This window comes from Lentimicrobiaceae bacterium (assembly GCA_020636745.1).
Taxonomy (GTDB): domain Bacteria; phylum Bacteroidota; class Bacteroidia; order Bacteroidales; family Lentimicrobiaceae; genus Lentimicrobium.
The window spans coordinates 168891-187101 of the sequence record JACJXH010000003.1; the positions used below are offsets into that span (position 1 = coordinate 168891).

Here is an 18211-nt window from a genome sequence, read left to right on the forward strand (position 1 = left end):
ATAAAACCAGCCAATCATTATTTTTATAAATGACAAGAATATGAAAACAATCATATCCATTTTATTTCTGGGTTTAACATCTTTATGCCTGGGGCAGCATCAGGTTCATTATGCTGACTCAGTTCGTAAAGCATACAACATTCCCGAAATCAGTTATGCTGTAATTGACAGTAAATCAATACTGGAGATAGCGGCACTCGGTCATCACTCAGTTGATCTTAATGACACCGCAACTTTAAACGACCGCTTCCATCTGGGGTCAAATACCAAAGCGATGACAGCGTTTATGATTGCCAAATATGTGGAAAGCGGACAACTCAAATGGACAACGAAATTCTTTGATATTTTTCCTGAATGGAAAGATATGACCAACGCAGCATATCAACAAATTACCCTGCAGGATTTACTTTCTCACCGGGCCGGAATACAGCCGTTTCAAGGTAACAATGACCCGGACATTCCTGAAATTAAAGGCACAAAACAAGAAAAAAGAGAAGCTTTTGGGAAGTTTGTTTTAACCTTAAATCCGGTTGAAATGGATACTGTTCATAAATTTTCCTATTCGAATGCCGGCTATACATTGGCTGCATTAATGCTAGAAAAAGTAACAGGTAAAAGTTGGGAGCAGTTAATTGTAAAAGTATTCAATCACGATCTGAAGTTGAATGTGAAATTTTCGTGGCCCGAGAATCAAAAACGGAAAGATACCTGGGGGCATGTTTATGAAAATGAAAAACTTACTCCAGTACCCTCAGATACTGATTATCATCTCGATTTTACTGAACCAGCAGGAGACTTAAATATCAGGCTGAAGGATTACATAAGATTTATTCAGCTGAATATAGACGGACTGCAGGGACACAATAATTATCTGACTGCAAAAACCTATCAAATGATACATAAAGGCTTGGATAATTATGCCTTGGGTTGGTACAATATTTATGAAAATGGCAAAGAATTTTCAACACATTCAGGCACCGCAGGAACATATTATTCACTCGTTCAAATTGATAGAATAAAAGGAAAAGCATACATTATTTTTACAAACTCTTTTAATCAGGATACACAGCAAGGAGTCAGACTTTTAATGAGAAAACTGAAAGAAAATTACGGCAGTTGATATAATCAAAACGTTGAACGGAGCAGACTTCATGCAATTGTTGCATGTTTAGAATGTTTATATTTGCATTTGAACAAAAATAGTGCTTGCTATATATAGAGTGGGCAGGCTAATTGTATTAAGTAGCTCAGTCAATGTATCTCGGAACACAGAAGTAAATAACCTGGGTAATAGAACTACTTTGAGATATCACAAAAAAGCAAAATGAAAGCAAGATTACTTAATATAGTATTTCTTTTGATAGTTTGGAATTTAAATGCTCAAAACTTCAATTTTGATTTCAACACCACTGGAAGACGTGTTTGTTTAGTCTCATCTCAAGTTGACCTGAATAATGAACAGGTTAAGTTAATTTTTCATGATTCTTTATTAAATTCAAGCGAACCCCTGTTCATCAGTAGACGTTTAGCAGGAACACATACCTGGAATAGTATTGCCAACAATATTGCTGCAGGTACAGGGCATTGGATAGATACAAACGTAAATTTGGGTGAAGTATGGGAATATCAGATAAAACGGCAGAATACATGGACTTTTGAGGGTAATCATTATAGTGCAACCGGTTATACAATGGGGGCATTACTTCATGATAATTCTATTTACAAAGGGCAAATGATTCTTTTAGTGACCAATGATATCCCCGATAATTTACCAGCAAAATATTTCCGCTTAAAAAAGGAACTGACTGCTGATGGTTGGTTTGTTAATGAATTAATTGTTCCAAGAGCTTCTGATTGGGATAGTGGGGATGAAGTAATTGGCATAAAAAATCAAATTGAAACCATATACGCTAATGCACCTGCTAATGACAAGCCAAAATCGCTTTTTATTTTAGGACATGTACCTTTGCCTCGTTGTGGTTCAACAAATGTTGTTGCACCGGATGATCATAGTCAAAATACCGGTGCGCGGGGAAGTGATGGTTATTATGCTGATATGGATGGCGTTTATACCGATACCGCCACTTATGACCCAGGCGGATTAATTACCCCTTTGGCAATTAATTACCCTGGGGATTTTAAATGGGATCAGGATTTTTTCCCCTCAGACATCGAAATGGCTTTTGGACGCGTTGATTTCGCTGATTTGACAGAAATTAGTACGCCTGAAATTACCTTGATAGAAAACTATTTAGACAGACTTAGCCATTATAGAAATGTAAGCGACGGGTTCTATATGGGAGAAAAATCTGCCTTTTATTTTGGTTATAATAACTCTAATGATGGTTCATATAGGTCATTGGTAAATATCTCAAAACCGGAAAATGTCTTTCAAAAAACTGACAATTCAAACCACAATCAATGGGTGTTAAACAATGGTCCTTTTAAAATATATATGCAAAATGTTACCATACCCAACCTTGATGATTGGTTAAATTATGGCATGAATGCAACTGTTTATTCAAGTGATCAGAGTTATTGGGGATTTGGCGATGTGCCTCAACCTCTAGGCGTTTACAGTCGCATTCGCACATTGCTGGGAATGGAATCCAAATGCCTGGTCGCTTTATGGACGACAATGGGAATTAATATTTTCTATCAGGCTTGTGACGGATTATCCATTGGTGAAGCAATGAAAGAAATCATCAATCATAACGAAGTAAATCAATATCTTGAAAAGCCTCCCCAACAATATGATACCCAGGATTGGTGGAACAGAACGCATTTTGAAATATGGGGCGATCCAACTTTAAGTCTGTTTCAAGTCAGGCCAATTACCAATCTCACACTTAATAATGTGAACAATAACGCGGTTTTACAATGGGCCCCTTCATCTGATAATGATGTTATTGGTTATCATATTTATGAATCAAATGCTGAATTTGGTAAATACCAAAGAATATCCAGCTCAATTGTTACAACACCTGATTTTCTTATTCCAGATTATAATCCTTCACACTGGTATATGGTAAGGGCTTTAAAAGTTATGGAATCAGGTTGTGGTAAATTTCTGCAGCCAAGTATTGGTATAAGTATTCAAGAGGACTTGACGCTCAATTCAAATGTCTATGAGAATGCATCTCATATAAATGTTTTTCCTAGTCCAACTCCTCATCATTTATTTATAAATTCAAACTTCAGAATACAAAAAATCAGCGCTTTTAATCGTATTGGGCAGGAAGTCTTATCGAAAAATATGTCTGATTTTAATTGTTTAATTGAAATTGAAAGTTGGCAAAATGGGATGTATTTGATTGAGATAATTGATGAATCAGGCAATAAGACAATCAGAAAAATCATAAAGTCAAATTGATGCGGGCTGATTTATTAAATGACTTGTTTAGTATTAAATGAATCAATCTGATTTCTGTCAATCATCAGTACTTTACTAAATGTATGTGTGCTTAATCTGCCAATTTGCTAAACTGTGAAACGTTAATCAAAATGATAAAAATATTTCAAACAAAAGGTTATATGTATAAACAAGTAGTGTTTCTTTTTTTCGTTTTTATTGGCTTAAGTTCTTTAAATGCGCAGCCCCTGTATCTCAACCCTGAGGCTGACACTGATGCAAGAGTAAAGGATTTGATTGGGCAGCTTACCCTGGAGGAAAAGGCAAGTCAGATGCTGATGAGTACTCCGGCTATTCCCCGACTGAATATACCACCTTACGACTATTGGAATGAGGCACTACATGGTGTGGGCCGTTCAGGCACTGCAACTGTTTTTCCCCAGGCAATAGGACTGGCCGCCACGTTTGACAATGGCCTTATTTATCAGGTATCTTCCGCCATTTCCGATGAAGCACGCGCTAAATATAATGCAGCCATAGCGGCAGGCAATTATAACAGATATACCGGATTAACCTTTTGGACACCCAATATTAACATTTTCAGAGATCCCCGATGGGGACGCGGGCAGGAAACTTACGGCGAAGATCCTTATTTAACCAGCCTGTTAGGCGTTTCCTTTGTGAAGGGATTACAGGGTAATCATCCTGACTACCTGAAAACATCTGCCTGTGCAAAGCATTTTGCGGTACATAGCGGGCCGGAAAAGTCAAAACATTCGTTTAATGCAAAGGTTTCCCCCAAAGACTTGTATGAAACTTATCTGCCTGCATTTAAGGCTCTTGTTGATGCGGGTGTAGAGTCTGTGATGTGTGCTTACAACAGAACCAACGATGAACCTTGCTGTGCCAACAATTATTTACTTTCAGAAGTATTGTTCGGAAAGTGGGGGTTCAAAGGCCATGTGGTAAGCGATTGCTGGGCCCTGGTTGATTTTTATGCAGAAAATGGCCATGGCACTGTTGACAATAAAACTGAAGCCGCTGCACTGGCCTTGAAAAGTGGTGTGAATCTTAATTGCGGTGATACCTATACCGCCTTGGTCGATGCTGTAAGGTCAGGCCTGGTTGAAGAATCACTGTTGGATGAAAAACTTTTTCCGCTGCTAAAAACCAGATTTAAACTGGGCATGTTCGATCCGATGGAAAGCAATCCTTACAATGCTATTGCATATGAGGTTGTTGACAGCAAAGAAAACAGGGCGCTAGCCTATGAAGCAGCAAAAAGATCAATCGTTCTGTTAAAAAATAATGGGGTACTGCCTCTCAAAAATAATTTGAACAGATATTATGTAGTAGGGCCTAATGCTGCCTCTATCGATGCGCTTTTAGGAAACTATTTTGGCGTAAATCCCAATATTGTCACTTTCCTCGAAGGAATTACAGCCGGAGTTGCTAAAAACAGTCAGGTGCAATACAGCCCGGGAACCACTTTGGATAGAAAGAATGTCAACCCGATTGACTGGTCGAGCGGAGAAGCTGCCGAGGCTGATGTTACCATTGTGGCCATGGGACTTACCAGGCATATTGAAGGTGAAGAAGGAGAATCTGTATCATCACCCTATTTTGGCGATCGACTCGACTATAATATTCCTGAGAATCAAATAGATTACTTAAAAAAAATCAAGGGGACCCATGGCAAACCAGTTATTGCTGTAATTACAGGTGGAAGTCCCATGAATCTTTCTGAAGTTCACGAAATAGCTGACGCTGTTTTACTTACATGGTATCCGGGCGAGGAGGGTGGCCATGCTTTGGCTGACATTTTGTTCGGAAATGCGGTTCCTTCTGGCCGATTGCCCGTTACTTTTCCCAAATCGCTGGAACAGTTACCTCCATACGAAGACTATGCAATGAAAGGTAGGACATACAGGTACATGACCGAAGAACCAATGTATCCTTTTGGATTCGGCTTGAGCTATACTTCATTCTCTTACAGCGATGTAAGACTTCTTTCTTCAACAATAAAAAAAGGTGAAAGCACTGAAATCAGCTGTACAGTTACCAATACAGGCCAATATGCATCTGTAGAAGTTGCACAATTATATATTACAGATAATCAGGCCAGTGTTGAAACTCCCTTGTTTTCTTTAAAAGGCATTCAATGCATCAACCTGAAACCAGGGGAGAGCAAAAAGGTTGTTTTTGCCATCACTCCTCAAATGCTTGAACTTATCAATGAGCAGGGTGAGGCTATTACTGAAGCCGGCGATTTTACTTTGGCTATTTCAGGCAGTTTGCCAACACAAAGAGCATTAACGCTTGGCGCTTCTGCTCCAGTGCGTGTCAAGCTTACGCTGGAATAGTGAATTGTCTGAACGAATAAATCATCTGGAACAAAGCGTCTGCTGTTATTCATGAGAGGGATGATTTGAAAAATGATAGCAATCAATTAAATGGTTGCTCAACAGGCTTTCATCCTTTCCTTGAAAGGTTTTTAAGAATGTAAAAGAGTGGTTGGCAGCCATATCAGCTACCTGGCATTATTTGAGAAATGGGATAAATACGGGCGTTTCTGACTTGTACTTTTCCCAATCGGGACGGCCTTCATACTTTTTTTCCAGCATCGGAACCCCGGAAACATAACGAAGCAGAAGCGTTATAGTTATCGGACTGATAATAGTAAAAATACCATCCACTACGGGAACAGCCATCAGCCATATTCCCCACCAAAGAAGAGCTTCTCCGAAATAATTCGGGTGACGGGTAAGGCGCCACAATCCTTCAGTCATAATTTTACCCTTATTTTCAGGATTTTGTTTGAATTTCCTCAATTGAAGGTCGCCCACTGCTTCAAAATAAAACCCGGTTAAAAAGATTAAAATACCTGCAATGTCAATAACCCCAAAAGAAACTTCTTCATGATAATTAATATGGAGCACAGGCAAACTGATGATTAACATAAAAAACCCCTGAAGCATAAAAATCTGGAGAAAACTTCTGAGAACGAAAAATTTCCATGTAGCCCGCCAGTTGGCATATCGGAAATCTTCAGCATTACCATGATTTCGTTTTGAAATGTGGATGGACAGCCGCCCTCCCCACACGATAATAAGCAGGGTAACCACCATCTTTTTGATATCAAAATAATCAAAAGGCCACAAACTGACTATGGCAAGTACTATAAATCCTGCGCCCCAAAAAATATCCACAATGGAATTATCCTTCAGTATCATGGCGAGTATAAAAATCAAAGTCATGTAAATAAAGACAGTGATAACCGGTTCAGACAGGTATTGTATCATCACAAATTATTTTAATTAAATAACATACTAATTTAATAAAAGTTACGGAACTGGGTATGTAGCATAAAAAAAACCGGAAAAGCAAAGCATTTCCGGTTGATAAGATTTATTTAGATGTTTTAATCTTCAAACATCACAGACAAAGCAACAACGCCCGGCCCAACATTTACCACCAAAACGGGCGAACCGTCACCGATAAATTCGGGCTCAAGTCCTGAAATTTCCTTCATTCTGTCAGCAAACCAGTTGGCTGTTGCCAGGTTTTTGGCATGTGAAATTGAATAGCCCCAAATCTTTTTGGTTTCAGCCATGCTTTTTATTTTAGCAATAACCAGCTCCATGCTGCCTTTTTCACTAAAGGGTTTGCCAAATGTTTCGGTACGGCCTTCATCATTTACAATAACTACGGGCTTAATGTTTAAAAGAGAGCCAATCAGACCTTTACTATGGCTGACCCTGCCACTTTTAACCATGTATTTCATGGTTTTTGAAGTGACGAAGGTTTTGGTATTTTTTGACCAGGAATCAATGCTATTGGTTATTTCGGTATGTGAAGCACCGTTTTCAAGCGCTTTGGCAGCTCTGAGCACGATAAGCCCCAGACCGCTCGACAAACGTTTGGAATTGATCACACTTATTTTCTTGCCACTGTGTTCAGCCACTGCATGTGAAGCTTTAGAGCTGTTGCTCCAGGTTCCGCTCATGGCAGCACTAATATGCATTCCAATAATAGAATCGTAATGACTGGCCAGGTAAGAGTATCTGTTAAAGAAGTCTTTGTAAGCGGGTTGTGCAGTTGAAGGATAAACAGGAGCTTTATCCAGCATCGAATAGAACTGCTCAGGTAAGATAGTGAGGCGGTCTAAAAAATAATTCTCGCCAAAATGCACGCTTAAAGGAACAACATGCACCTGATATTTTTCAATCAGATTTTGAGGCAGGTCGCAGGTTGAATCGGTGAGTAATGCCACGGGATAAGCTGCATTTGAAGTAATTTCATTTTGCATCACCATATCATCAACCTTCTGAAAAGTGATGTTGCCATAGTGGCTAAGTACTTTCATCACCTTTGAAGGATGGTCGGTGTGGATATGAACGCGCATTTTTTTGGCCGATCCGGCAACCACCATAGAATCGCCGAAATGAGCAATTGACTTGCGGATTTGTGAAAGATCGGTTTTGCGCTTTTCATCAAGCACAATCATTGCTTCGGTGCAATATCTGAAAGTAATCACATCATGCGAAACAACCTCTGAATCAGCAATAACTACTGTTTCACGGCCCGATAACATTTTTCGGAGTTCACCTATTTTTACAAATTCGACCATTCCCTGCAGGAAAACGACAAATCCTTTAGCCCCGGCATCCACCACATTTGATTTGGCAAGAACTTCAAGTCTGCCGGTGGTAGCCTGAAGAGATTCCAGCGCTTTCTGATAGGCCTGAGCCAATAATTCGATAAAGTCGTTGATACTGTCCTTGAGAATGTAAATAAACTCAGCCCATTCGCGGATAACAGTAATCATTGTTCCTTCGATAGGGTTAGCTATAGCTTCATATGCGTAAGTAACAGCTTTGCGCAGTATTTCGGCAAAAGTCTCAACACTTACTGTTTCATGCTTCTGTATTTCGGTACTGAAACCGTAAATAAACTGAGCAAAAATAATTCCTGAATTGCCCCGGGCTCCGGTAAGCGCAGCATCTGCCAATGCAGCTGCAGTAACTTTCAGATCGGAGGTAGGGATGGGGCTTTCAACAATGGATCTCATGGTTGAAGCCAGATTGGTTCCCGTATCGGCATCAGCTACCGGAAATACATTAATTTTATTGATGAGAACCTGATTTTCGAATATCTTTTGAGCTCCGGCTAAAAAACTGTAGTAAAGTGTTTTACCGTCTAACTCAGTGACTGATTTGGAGGTAGTGTTCAATTTTTAAATTTTGGTTACAAACTAAAGCTTAATTAACAAGCTAACTGCCAAAATGTTAATAGGGTACAGATATTATCATGAACAAGGGTGACCCATTCCGTTGTTGTCAACATAAAATTAAAATAGTCTTGTAATCCCTTCTGACCATTTTGGTAGTACAAATTTACGCTTTATTCCCGGTTTGATTCATTGCTTGGTTAGTCCCTTGTCATTTTTAAGGTACTTTTAATACTCAGTTTTTCCGGAAATAAATATAATAGTTGCAAGGTACTGACAGATAAGTAACTAATTAAAACAGGGAGACTACTTTATTTTTTTGAATTTGCTGAGTTCTCCTTTTTTAATGATTTCATTCAGTTCTGCTTCAAGATGGGTATAATTGCTTTTTTTGCCGCAATTATAAAGTTCGGTAAGCGGATCTTTGTCCAGAATCATCTCCATAATTTCGGGCTGCGACGGTGTGTGGTCAAGACGACTGTACTCGTAATAGGTCCATTTCAAAAATGCACAGTCTTTGTTAATTCCGCGTCTGTCAAGCAGATAACCATTCTCAAGCTGAACAGGATATGCAAGATCACCATTATAAAATACATCACCGGGGGCCGGATACGAAACAAGCGTACTTTTGTCTGACGACAGAATAACCGGAACTTGCTGCTGATAATCAGCTTTAGTTTTGTAGATGAATACCTGAGGTGCTGCCACTTGATTCATTTTTGCTGATTCAGTTACTTTTGATGTGTTTTTACATGAATATGTACCGGTTATCATGGCAATAGCAGTCAGAGTTGGTAAAATATATTTTCTCATTTTTTTAAATTAACAAGGGTGAAACAATATCATGATTGGTTTTTTAGCAAATGACACAGGATGCCGCAGCACAACCAGCGCAAAGATGCAAAATTACCAAAGGAAGTCATAGAAATTTTAATAAAACTTAAATTTCGATAATGAAAGAAGAATTTACTTTCTGGTATGAAAATTGTTTTGTTAAAAAACATAAAAATCCCGGTTCAATCAAAATTTTAACAGTACTTTTGTAATATTGTTAGAGTTTTAAAACAACTTAATCTTAAATACAAAAACATCTGAACGATGAAAAAGTCAATTACAATGTTAGCAGCAGCGCTTATGACCATGGGTTCAATTTTTGCTCAGGAAGTTAAAACTGAAACAGCTGCGCAAAATCCTAATGCACCTGAGATTACTTTTACTAAAACAGTTCATGATTATGGAACTATTTTTGTTCAGGGTGACGGAAACTGTGAATTTGAGTTTACCAATACAGGTAAAGAGCCTTTAATTCTTTCAAGTGTAAAATCTTCATGTGGTTGCACAGTTCCCAGCTGGCCGCGCGAACCAATTCTTCCCGGTAAAAAGGAAAGCATCAAAGTAAAATATGACACCAACCGCCTTGGCCCGATAAATAAGTCTATCACGGTTATGTCGAATGCCAAAAACACGCCGGTAGTTTTAAGAATTGCTGGAAACATTGTTAAAAACCAGGAGGAAACTACAATTCCTGAAAAAAATATCAGCACAGGAACTACTCCGGTATCGAAAAAATAATGTGCTTCATAAAGCAATGAATGTGGCCGGTATGAACCGGCCATTTTTTTTATCAATAAATTGAAAAAATGAAATTACATCTCTTGGAACTCTTAAAATTGCTTATACCTTTGCTCCGAAATTGTACCAAATATTGAAAACCCAATAGCTATGCCTAAAATTTCAGACCGCGGTTGTCAGATGCCCGCATCTCCCATAAGAAAATTGGTTCCTTTTGCTGAAGCAGCAAAGAAAAAAGGAATAAAAGTTTATCATCTGAACATTGGTCAGCCGGATATTCAAACTCCTGATGTAGCCTTGCAGGCCATCCGCAATTTCGATCTTAAAGTGATTGAATACAGCCATTCTGCCGGAAACGAAAGTTACAGAAAGAAACTTGCAAAGTATTATCAAGGTATTGGAATCAATGTTAACCAGGACGAAATTATTATTACTACCGGCGGTTCTGAAGCCATTTCGTTTGCGTTCAAAGTGTGCATGAATCCCGGTGATGAAGTAATTATTCCCGAACCATTTTATACCAATTATAATGCTTTTGCTTTGGCGGCAGGTGTGAAAGTTGTGCCCATTACTTCCAATATTCACAATGGGTTTGCACTTCCTGCCATCAGCGAATTTGAGAAATCAATTACTCCGCGCACAAAAGCCATTATGGTTTGTAATCCCAATAACCCAACCGGTTATTTGTACAGCAAGGAAGAGTTGATGCAATTGCGTGAACTTGTGCTCAAATATGATTTATACTTATTTGCAGATGAGGTTTATCGCGAATTCTGCTACGATGGAGCTGAACATTTCTCGGTGATGAATCTTGAAGGTCTCGAAAACCATGCTGTATTGATGGATTCTGTTTCAAAACGGTACAGCGAATGTGGCGTGCGAATTGGAGCTCTGATTTCAAAAAACAAAAATCTGATTGCCAGCGCTTTAAAATTTGCACAGGCCAGGTTAAGCCCACCTTCTTTAGGACAGGTAATTGGCGAAGCTTCACTCGAAACGCCAACCCAGTACTTCAAAGAAGTTTATGATGAGTATATCTCTCGCCGAAACCTGGTTATTGAAGAGTTAAATAAAATTCCGGGTGTTTTTGCACCATTACCCAAAGGAGCGTTTTATTCGGTAATCAGCTTGCCTGTTGAAGATGCTGATCATTTCTGCCAGTGGTTACTCGAGGAGTTTAGTTTCGAAGGTCAGACAGTGATGCTGGCGCCTGCTTCCGGTTTTTATGCTACGGCAGGTTTAGGTAAAAATGAAGCGCGAATTGCTTATGTGCTTAAAAAAGAAGACCTCCACAATGCCGTTAAGTGCCTGGGTGAGGCCTTGAAAGTGTATCCGGGCAGAAAATAGTTTCTATCCACAACATATCTTAAACACGGATTTCCTTCAGGTTTTCCGTGTTTTTTTTAAAAGTCACGATAAATCAGATATTTTCTTCTGATTTGCTGAAAATTTTCCAGTCCCTCTTTCCATGATTCTCTTATTTCATGTGCTGATATGTTATTCCTGATTTGATTCCGGAGCAAATCAGTACCTGCCAGCTTGTCGAAAAATGAATTGAAAAATTTATCTTTTTCCGGGTAATGATTGTAAAATTCAATCAGCCATTCAAGTCTTAAACCCGGCCTGCTTTTAATGCCGGCAACTTCATTTCTGAGATTGTATCCTCTGCACTCTTCATTCATGTATGGGGGTTTCAGACTTGCTCCGGGCCTGCTTTCAGGTCTGAATGTATAGTTGCCAATGGTGTTTCCGGGAAATCCAATAATTGTAAACGGGGTGTCGGTGCCTCTTCCTACACTCACCACAGTGCCTTCAAAAAAGCAAAGCGATGGGTAAAGGTAAACCGATTCCATATCAGGCAAATTGGGGGATGGCTTAACCGGCAAAGTGTATTTCTTATGATGATTATAACCGCCAACCGGCACCCAGTCAAGGTCACATTGAACACTGTTATTTAACCATTTTTCTCCGTTTACCATTCTGGCATATTCAGCCATTGTCATACCATGTACAACCGGCACCGGGTGCATGCCCACAAAAGATTGATATTGGGATTCAAGAACAGGACCGTCAATAAAAAAGCCATTGGGGTTGGGCCTGTCGAGCACCAAAAGCGGAATGCCTTGTTCGGCACAGGCTTCCATCACCAGGGTTAAGGTAGAAATATAAGTATAAAATCTGGCTCCGACATCCTGGAGGTCAAAGACCATGATGTCAATTCCTGATAAATCATCCGGTGTTGGTTTCCGGTGATCGCCATAGAGCGATACCAGCTGAAGACCGGTCTTGGCATCTACCTGGTTATTGACCAATTCGCCCGCATCTGCATTCCCTCTGAACCCATGTTCGGGCGTATAAACCTTAACTACCTGTATGCCTGAAGACAGCAAACTATCAACAAGATGAACATGGTGAATGAGCGAGGTTTGATTGGCAACCACTCCTACCTTTAATTCGTTGAGCCGGTTAAAGTACAGTTTGGTCCTTTCGGCACCGGGTTTGATAAATTCAGCACGGGCAGGCGATTCAGCAATATCAGCCCGGCCTTTTGCTGATTCAGTGTTGGTTTGTTGCGTTATTTTGGGCTGGGTGCATGATGTGAAAACTATAGCAATGAGTAATGTAATAAATAGCTGTCGCATAAAAATCAGATTTGTAATACTTGCCTTTACTGCAAAGTTAGCCCTAAACACTTAACTTTGCACAAAATTAAGTGATTTGAACTTCGAGTATTTTATAAGTCGCAGGATTAGACAGAAAGAAGGAGCCTCTTTCTCCAGACCTATTATCAGGGTCTCAATTACTGGCATAGCGCTTGGCTTGGCGGTAATGATTATTTCTGTGGCCATTTTGCAGGGATTTCAGTCTCAGATCCACGATAAAGTTACCGGGTTCGGAGGGCATATCCAAATTTCCGGGTTTGACTCCAACAATTCATACGAACCTGCACCTATTGATTTAAGAGAAGCATCTGTCGATGAAATTATCAGGGTTAAAGGAGTTGAGCATGTCCAGGAATTTGCTTTAAAAGCCGGGATTGTAAAAACTAAAGACCAAATTGAAGGAGTTGTTTTTAAAGGTGTTTCTGGGTCATATGACTGGTCTTTCTTCAAGGAAAAACTTGTGAGCGGCAATATACCTGCTATAGGCGATACAGCTTCACCATCGGATGAAATTTTGATTTCACAGAAATTGTCCAACCTCCTGGGGTTTAAAACTGGCGATGAACTGAGAATGTATTTTATCATCGATAACCTGGCGCGTGGCCGGAAGTTTAAAATTTCAGGGATATACAATACCGGCCTGCCTGAATTTGACGGCACCTATTTGTTTGGCGATATTGGCCATATCAGAAAGTTAAACGGATGGAATTTAAATCAGGTGTCAGGGGTTGAAATCAGAATCAACGATTGGAAAAAGCTTTCAGAAATTTCAAATGAAGTGTATGAGATTGCAGGTTATAATCTCAACACTCAAACAATTAAGCAGCTTTATCCCCAAATTTTTGACTGGATTGAAATTCAGGATTTAAATGTGCTGGTTATTTTGGTATTGATGTCATTAGTATCGGGAATCACCATGATTTCAACTCTATTGATACTCATTCTGGAGCACACCCGCGATATTGGATTACTAAAAGCCATGGGGGCTGGCAATAAAAGCATCCGTAAAATTTTTATTTATACATCTGTCAATATTACTTTTTATGGATTGCTTTGGGGAAATGCAATGGCGCTGATACTGATTTATCTGCAAAAGAAATTTGAACTTATTCCATTACCCGAAGATTCTTATTTTGTTTCAACCGTTCCGGTTTCGATTGGTTTTGTACACATTTTTATCATCAATGCGGCTACCATAATCATTTGTACGCTTATGATGCTGATTCCTTCTTTGGTTATCCGCTACATCTCTCCTGTGAAAGCCATTCGTTTTGATTAGCCTGAAGAGGCGCAACTAAAGCATGGCTGTTAGAATGGCAAAAAGCAATGAAGTCAAAAAAAAATCTCCCGTTAGAAGGGAGACTTTTTTGCATGATTTCATGCAGCTGTATTCAACATGATGGTTATCTTTTATGAAGACCGCACTCTTTGGTTTCGGGGTTTTCCCACCACCAACGGCCGGCTCTGACATCTTCACCAGCTGTAATGGCACGTGTGCAAGGCTGACACCCGATACTGGGAAATCCTTTATCGTGAAGTTTATTGTAAGGAATATGATGCTGTTTAATAAATGCCCATATCTGTTCTTCTGTCCAGTCAATCAGTGGGTTGATTTTGATAAGTTTATTGCCTTCATCCCATTCAACCATCTGCATGTCTTTTCTGGTGACAGACTGTTCACGCCTTAATCCGCAAATCCAGGCATCGAGTCCCTGAAAAGCCCTCTTCAGTGGTTCGATTTTTCTGATATGGCAACAAAGTTTACGGTTTTCAATGCTATCATAAAACAGGTTGATTCCATGTGAGTTAACCATTTCTTCCACCCTGGTTGCATCAGGAAACATAATACGGATATTTATGCCATATTTTTTGGTTGTAAGATCAATCAAATCATAGCTTTCAGGAAACAAACGTCCGGTATCCAGGGTAAAAATGTGAGCAGATGTGTCGATTGACGCTATCATTTGGGTAATGATCTGGTCTTCAGCGCCAAGGCTGGTCGAGAATGCAACCTTTCCGTCAAAATCCTGAAGAAACCATTTGATGACCTCTTCAGCTGACTTTCCGGCCAATAATTGATTCAGATGTTGCACTTTTTCCAATTCTTTCATTTTGATAAGTTATTTACAAATTTGGTCAATAGTTAAATCGTCGCCTGCAATAATTCCCTTCTCAGAAATTACTAGACGACAAGCTTCATGATAAAAATCATGTTCAAAAAGCAGAATATAGCCATTTTGTTGAGCTTCTTTCAGAAACGCCTCCTTTTCTTTGAGCGTTAACAAAGGTTCAATATCAACTGATGGCACATAGGGCAGGGGAATGTAAGCCTTTGCGGGAATGAAATCGCCAGCAAACACAACTATATGTCCGTTGCACTCAATTAAAGGTACAATCTGGCCTCGTGTATGGCCGTTAAATATTCTCAGATTGATTCCTGGCAACCATTCGCCTTCACTTTTTATCAGGTGCAGTTTGCCTGATTTTTCGAGAGGTTCAAGGTTGTCAGTAAAAAATGCAGCGGCTTCACGTTTGTTCGAATTTTTTGACCATTCCCACTGTGCTTCTGAACACCAGTAATTTGCATTGTTGAAAATCTCTTCAATATGGCCTGATTCATTTACACCCAAGGCGCCTCCAACATGATCGTCATGAAGATGCGTAAAAATAATGTCGGTAATATCGGCAGGGGAGAGGCCAGCTTTTTTCAATGGCTCAATCAAACCCGACTCCCCAAAACGGTATTTATACTTATAGTAATTTGAATCGCGCTTATTGCCCATTCCGGTGTCAACCAATATATTACGCCCGTCAGTCATAATCAGAAGGCATCTGGTTGTTATCCTGATAAGATTATCACTGTCTTCGGGATAGACCTTTGTCCAGAGCGATTTTGGAACCACGCCAAAAGCGACACCGCCATCCATTTTCCAGTAATCAGCTTCAATGGTAATTAATTTCATAAAACAGGGATTTCCTTTGCAAAAGTAGCATTTTAATCTTTTACCTTTTATGGGTTTTGTTATGCACATTGAAAGGAGGCATGATCTAATTTCCCTATTTTTGTAAGAAAATAAACAAGGTCTGAATGAACGTACATTTTATCGCTATTGGCGGAAGCGCCATGCACAATCTGGCAATTGCACTGCATCGTAAAGGTTATATGGTTACCGGTTCTGATGATGAAATTTTTGAACCCGCCAAATCAAGGCTCTTCAACTCAGGTATCTTACCTGAAAAAGTAGGCTGGAATGCTGAAAATATTCACGCCGGGCTTGATGCTATCATCCTGGGAATGCATGCCAGAGCTGATAATCCTGAACTAATAAAGGCGCAGGAACTGGGATTGAAGATTTATTCATATCCTGAATTTCTTTATGAACAGGCCAGGGATAAAAAGCGCATTGTGATTGGTGGTAGTCATGGGAAGACAACCATAACCGCAATGATTCTACATGTTTTAAACAAAGCAGGTATAGATGCTGATTATATGGTTGGCGCTCAGCTTGAAGGTTTTGATGTTATGGTTAAATTATCGGAAAATGCTGATATTATGGTGTTTGAAGGTGATGAATATCTGACTTCAGCTCTTGACAGGCGCCCTAAATTTCATGTTTATCAGCCACATATTGCTTTAATCAGTGGAATTGCCTGGGATCATGTGAATGTTTTCCCCACATTCGATAATTATGTTGAACAGTTCAGCATTTTTGCCAACCTCGTTCCCGAAAAGGGGCGTTTAATATACTGCGCCGAAGATGCACAGGTGGTTAAAGTAGCTGAAGCCGTTAAGCATCATATTCAAAAATATCCTTACTTCAGGCCCGAATATTCCATAATTGATGGGATTACTTATGTTAAATGTGACAACGAGTCAATTCCTTTGAAAATATTTGGCTATCATAATATGCTGAATCTCGAGGGGGCAAGGTTGGTTTGTGAAGCGCTGGGAATTGGTAAATCAGCTTTCTATAACATGATAAGCTCGTTTACTGGAGCTTCCAAACGGCTTGAACTGGTAGCAAAAAATCAATCTGGTGCCATTTACAAGGATTTTGCCCATAGTCCTTCAAAACTAAAGGCCACGGTTAACGCGGTAAAGGAACAATTTCCTAATCGGAAATTGATTGCAGTTATGGAGTTGCATACTTACAGCAGCTTGAATATCAATTTCCTGGATGAGTATAAAAATAGTATGGATCTGGCTGATACAGCAATTGTATTTTACAGCCGTCATGCCCTGGAATTAAAACGTCTTCCGTTTTTTTCAACTGAAGATGTAGCCAGGGCTTTTAAAAGGGATGATATATTGGTGTTTAACGAAAAAGACCAACTTTATAATGCACTCGTTTCCATGGCATGGAAAGATGCCAATCTCTTATTGATGAGTTCCGGAAATTTTGACGGAATAAACCTGAAAGAGTTATCAGAAGTTTTGCTGACTGAAGCCTGATTTAATTACACCATCATCCGGAAGAAGGAATATCAAACCATTATTTCTTCTTTTCTTTTTTAACTTTTACTTTTTTGCTTTTTTCAGGAGAGGGTTCTTCAATTTTTTCTTCTTTTAATTTTTTTATCTTCTTTTCAGGAATCAAATCATTTACCCAGCTCATGGCAGCCATAGTTCTTGGGAAACCAATGGTGCTGGTGAGCAGAAGTATTGTATGCCTGATTTCTTCGGGAGTAACTCCGGCTTCTAGCGCTCTTCGGGTGTGGCTGTGAACGGCACCTTCTGACTGAATTGCTGCTGCAGCCGCCAGGTTTATCAGGCACATGGTATTGTCGGGCAAGGGACTTGTTTCACGAATTGTTTCTCCAAGCTTTTCAAGTGCATCAAAATATGCAGGAAAAGATGCCTTGTTTTTTTCATAATTTTTAGGCAAAGAGTCGTTGTTTTTCATAATGCTGAGTGTAATTTTTAGAATAAGTTAATACCATTCAATATTTTGCAATTCAACAGGGCCGTACCATGGGTGAATTTCCGCGACAAGCCTTCCTGAGCTTACTGCCGGATCCTGTTGGGTTAGAGAGGTAGCTTCTTCAATGCTGTCCACATGAAGTACAAATATTCCTCTCAACGCTGTATTGTCAATAAACGGGCCTGCGAGAACCAATTTTTTGTCTAAGCTCATTTGCTTAATATGAGCCATATGGCCATCCTGAATCCTGGCTGCACTCAGCGAATCCTGAGTTCTGTTCTGACCAGTTTTGAGCAAAACCAAAAAATAGGTTGTCATTTTTGAGGTGTCAGGCAGATGAGAAACTGCACTTTGAGCAAAGATGGCACAAGGCAATGTAAATATGCTAATTACAAGAAGTAATAAAAAAGTTTTAGCCTTCATAACCATAGTTTTGCAGCACAATCAATAAACAAATTTCAGGGATATTGTT

General features: G+C 39.5%; 15 protein-coding genes. 7 read left to right on the top strand and 8 right to left on the bottom strand.

Annotated features, from left to right (window positions below; translation table 11 throughout):
* Positions 1-40: 40 nt before the first annotated feature.
* From H6541_06160 to H6541_06170, 3 genes are all read left to right on the top strand, one after another.
* On the top strand, positions 41-1120 hold the full coding sequence (locus H6541_06160; GenBank protein MCB9015363.1) for a beta-lactamase family protein: 1080 nt from the start codon (positions 41-43) through the stop codon (positions 1118-1120).
* A gap of 204 nt (positions 1121-1324) precedes the next feature.
* Positions 1325-3373 (top strand): T9SS type A sorting domain-containing protein, encoded by a 2049-nt coding sequence (locus H6541_06165; protein MCB9015364.1) that lies wholly within the window; start codon positions 1325-1327, stop codon positions 3371-3373.
* 161 nt (positions 3374-3534) lie between these two features.
* Positions 3535-5715, top strand: a complete 2181-nt coding sequence (locus tag H6541_06170) for a glycoside hydrolase family 3 C-terminal domain-containing protein (GenBank protein MCB9015365.1) — start codon at positions 3535-3537, stop codon at positions 5713-5715.
* Positions 5716-5892: 177 nt separating this feature from the next.
* On the opposite strand, the gene H6541_06175 is transcribed toward H6541_06170, so the two are convergent.
* The 3 genes from H6541_06175 to H6541_06185 form a co-directional block, all read right to left on the bottom strand.
* Positions 5893-6654, bottom strand: a complete 762-nt coding sequence (locus H6541_06175; protein ID MCB9015366.1) for a DUF1295 domain-containing protein — start codon at positions 6652-6654, stop codon at positions 5893-5895.
* Between the two features lie 119 nt (positions 6655-6773).
* The gene (locus tag H6541_06180) at positions 6774-8585 is read right to left on the bottom strand and encodes a DegV family EDD domain-containing protein (protein ID MCB9015367.1); all 1812 of its coding nucleotides are present in this window, start codon (positions 8583-8585) and stop codon (positions 6774-6776) included.
* 303 nt (positions 8586-8888) lie between these two features.
* On the bottom strand, positions 8889-9395 hold the full coding sequence (locus H6541_06185; protein ID MCB9015368.1) for a hypothetical protein: 507 nt from the start codon (positions 9393-9395) through the stop codon (positions 8889-8891).
* A 285-nt stretch (positions 9396-9680) separates the two neighbouring features.
* On the opposite strand from H6541_06185, the gene H6541_06190 reads away from it, so the two are divergent.
* Both H6541_06190 and H6541_06195 read left to right on the top strand, forming a co-directional pair.
* Entirely contained in the window at positions 9681-10154 is a 474-nt protein-coding gene (locus H6541_06190) for a DUF1573 domain-containing protein (protein MCB9015369.1), read from the top strand.
* A 150-nt stretch (positions 10155-10304) separates the two neighbouring features.
* The gene (locus H6541_06195; GenBank protein ID MCB9015370.1) at positions 10305-11501 is read left to right on the top strand and encodes a pyridoxal phosphate-dependent aminotransferase; all 1197 of its coding nucleotides are present in this window, start codon (positions 10305-10307) and stop codon (positions 11499-11501) included.
* A 56-nt stretch (positions 11502-11557) separates the two neighbouring features.
* On the opposite strand, the gene H6541_06200 is transcribed toward H6541_06195, so the two are convergent.
* Entirely contained in the window at positions 11558-12796 is a 1239-nt protein-coding gene (locus H6541_06200; protein ID MCB9015371.1) for a DUF1343 domain-containing protein, read from the bottom strand.
* Positions 12797-12872: 76 nt separating this feature from the next.
* Between H6541_06200 and H6541_06205 the strand changes: the two genes are divergently transcribed.
* Positions 12873-14096: an ABC transporter permease gene (locus tag H6541_06205; protein MCB9015372.1), complete on the top strand. Its 1224-nt coding sequence runs from the start codon at positions 12873-12875 to the stop codon at positions 14094-14096.
* 124 nt (positions 14097-14220) lie between these two features.
* On the opposite strand, the gene H6541_06210 is transcribed toward H6541_06205, so the two are convergent.
* Together H6541_06210 and H6541_06215 are read right to left on the bottom strand one after the other, a co-directional pair.
* Positions 14221-14928, bottom strand: coding sequence for a phosphoadenylyl-sulfate reductase (locus H6541_06210; GenBank protein ID MCB9015373.1), 708 nt, complete (start codon positions 14926-14928; stop codon positions 14221-14223).
* Between the two features lie 9 nt (positions 14929-14937).
* Positions 14938-15780, bottom strand: a complete 843-nt coding sequence (locus tag H6541_06215; protein ID MCB9015374.1) for an MBL fold metallo-hydrolase — start codon at positions 15778-15780, stop codon at positions 14938-14940.
* A 125-nt stretch (positions 15781-15905) separates the two neighbouring features.
* Here H6541_06215 and H6541_06220 point away from each other — a divergent pair, with 125 nt between their 5' ends.
* Positions 15906-17270: a peptidoglycan synthetase gene (locus tag H6541_06220; protein ID MCB9015375.1), complete on the top strand. Its 1365-nt coding sequence runs from the start codon at positions 15906-15908 to the stop codon at positions 17268-17270.
* A gap of 40 nt (positions 17271-17310) precedes the next feature.
* On the opposite strand, the gene H6541_06225 is transcribed toward H6541_06220, so the two are convergent.
* Both H6541_06225 and H6541_06230 read right to left on the bottom strand, forming a co-directional pair.
* Positions 17311-17721: a carboxymuconolactone decarboxylase family protein gene (locus H6541_06225; GenBank protein ID MCB9015376.1), complete on the bottom strand. Its 411-nt coding sequence runs from the start codon at positions 17719-17721 to the stop codon at positions 17311-17313.
* Positions 17722-17748: 27 nt separating this feature from the next.
* A complete protein-coding gene (locus H6541_06230; protein MCB9015377.1) occupies positions 17749-18162 on the bottom strand; it encodes a hypothetical protein in 414 nt (137 codons plus the stop codon).
* Positions 18163-18211: the final 49 nt, after the last annotated feature.

Coding starts and splice junctions, on each gene's coding strand:
- H6541_06160 (MCB9015363.1), top strand. CDS start 41: ATGAAAACAATCATATCCATTTTATTTCTGGGTTTAACATCTTTATGC.
- H6541_06165 (MCB9015364.1), top strand. CDS start 1,325: ATGAAAGCAAGATTACTTAATATAGTATTTCTTTTGATAGTTTGGAAT.
- H6541_06170 (MCB9015365.1), top strand. CDS start 3,535: ATGTATAAACAAGTAGTGTTTCTTTTTTTCGTTTTTATTGGCTTAAGT.
- H6541_06175 (MCB9015366.1), bottom strand. CDS start 6,654: ATGATACAATACCTGTCTGAACCGGTTATCACTGTCTTTATTTACATG.
- H6541_06185 (MCB9015368.1), bottom strand. CDS start 9,395: ATGAGAAAATATATTTTACCAACTCTGACTGCTATTGCCATGATAACC.
- H6541_06190 (MCB9015369.1), top strand. CDS start 9,681: ATGAAAAAGTCAATTACAATGTTAGCAGCAGCGCTTATGACCATGGGT.
- H6541_06195 (MCB9015370.1), top strand. CDS start 10,305: ATGCCTAAAATTTCAGACCGCGGTTGTCAGATGCCCGCATCTCCCATA.
- H6541_06200 (MCB9015371.1), bottom strand. CDS start 12,796: ATGCGACAGCTATTTATTACATTACTCATTGCTATAGTTTTCACATCA.
- H6541_06210 (MCB9015373.1), bottom strand. CDS start 14,928: ATGAAAGAATTGGAAAAAGTGCAACATCTGAATCAATTATTGGCCGGA.
- H6541_06215 (MCB9015374.1), bottom strand. CDS start 15,780: ATGAAATTAATTACCATTGAAGCTGATTACTGGAAAATGGATGGCGGT.
- H6541_06220 (MCB9015375.1), top strand. CDS start 15,906: ATGAACGTACATTTTATCGCTATTGGCGGAAGCGCCATGCACAATCTG.
- H6541_06225 (MCB9015376.1), bottom strand. CDS start 17,721: ATGAAAAACAACGACTCTTTGCCTAAAAATTATGAAAAAAACAAGGCA.
- H6541_06230 (MCB9015377.1), bottom strand. CDS start 18,162: ATGAAGGCTAAAACTTTTTTATTACTTCTTGTAATTAGCATATTTACA.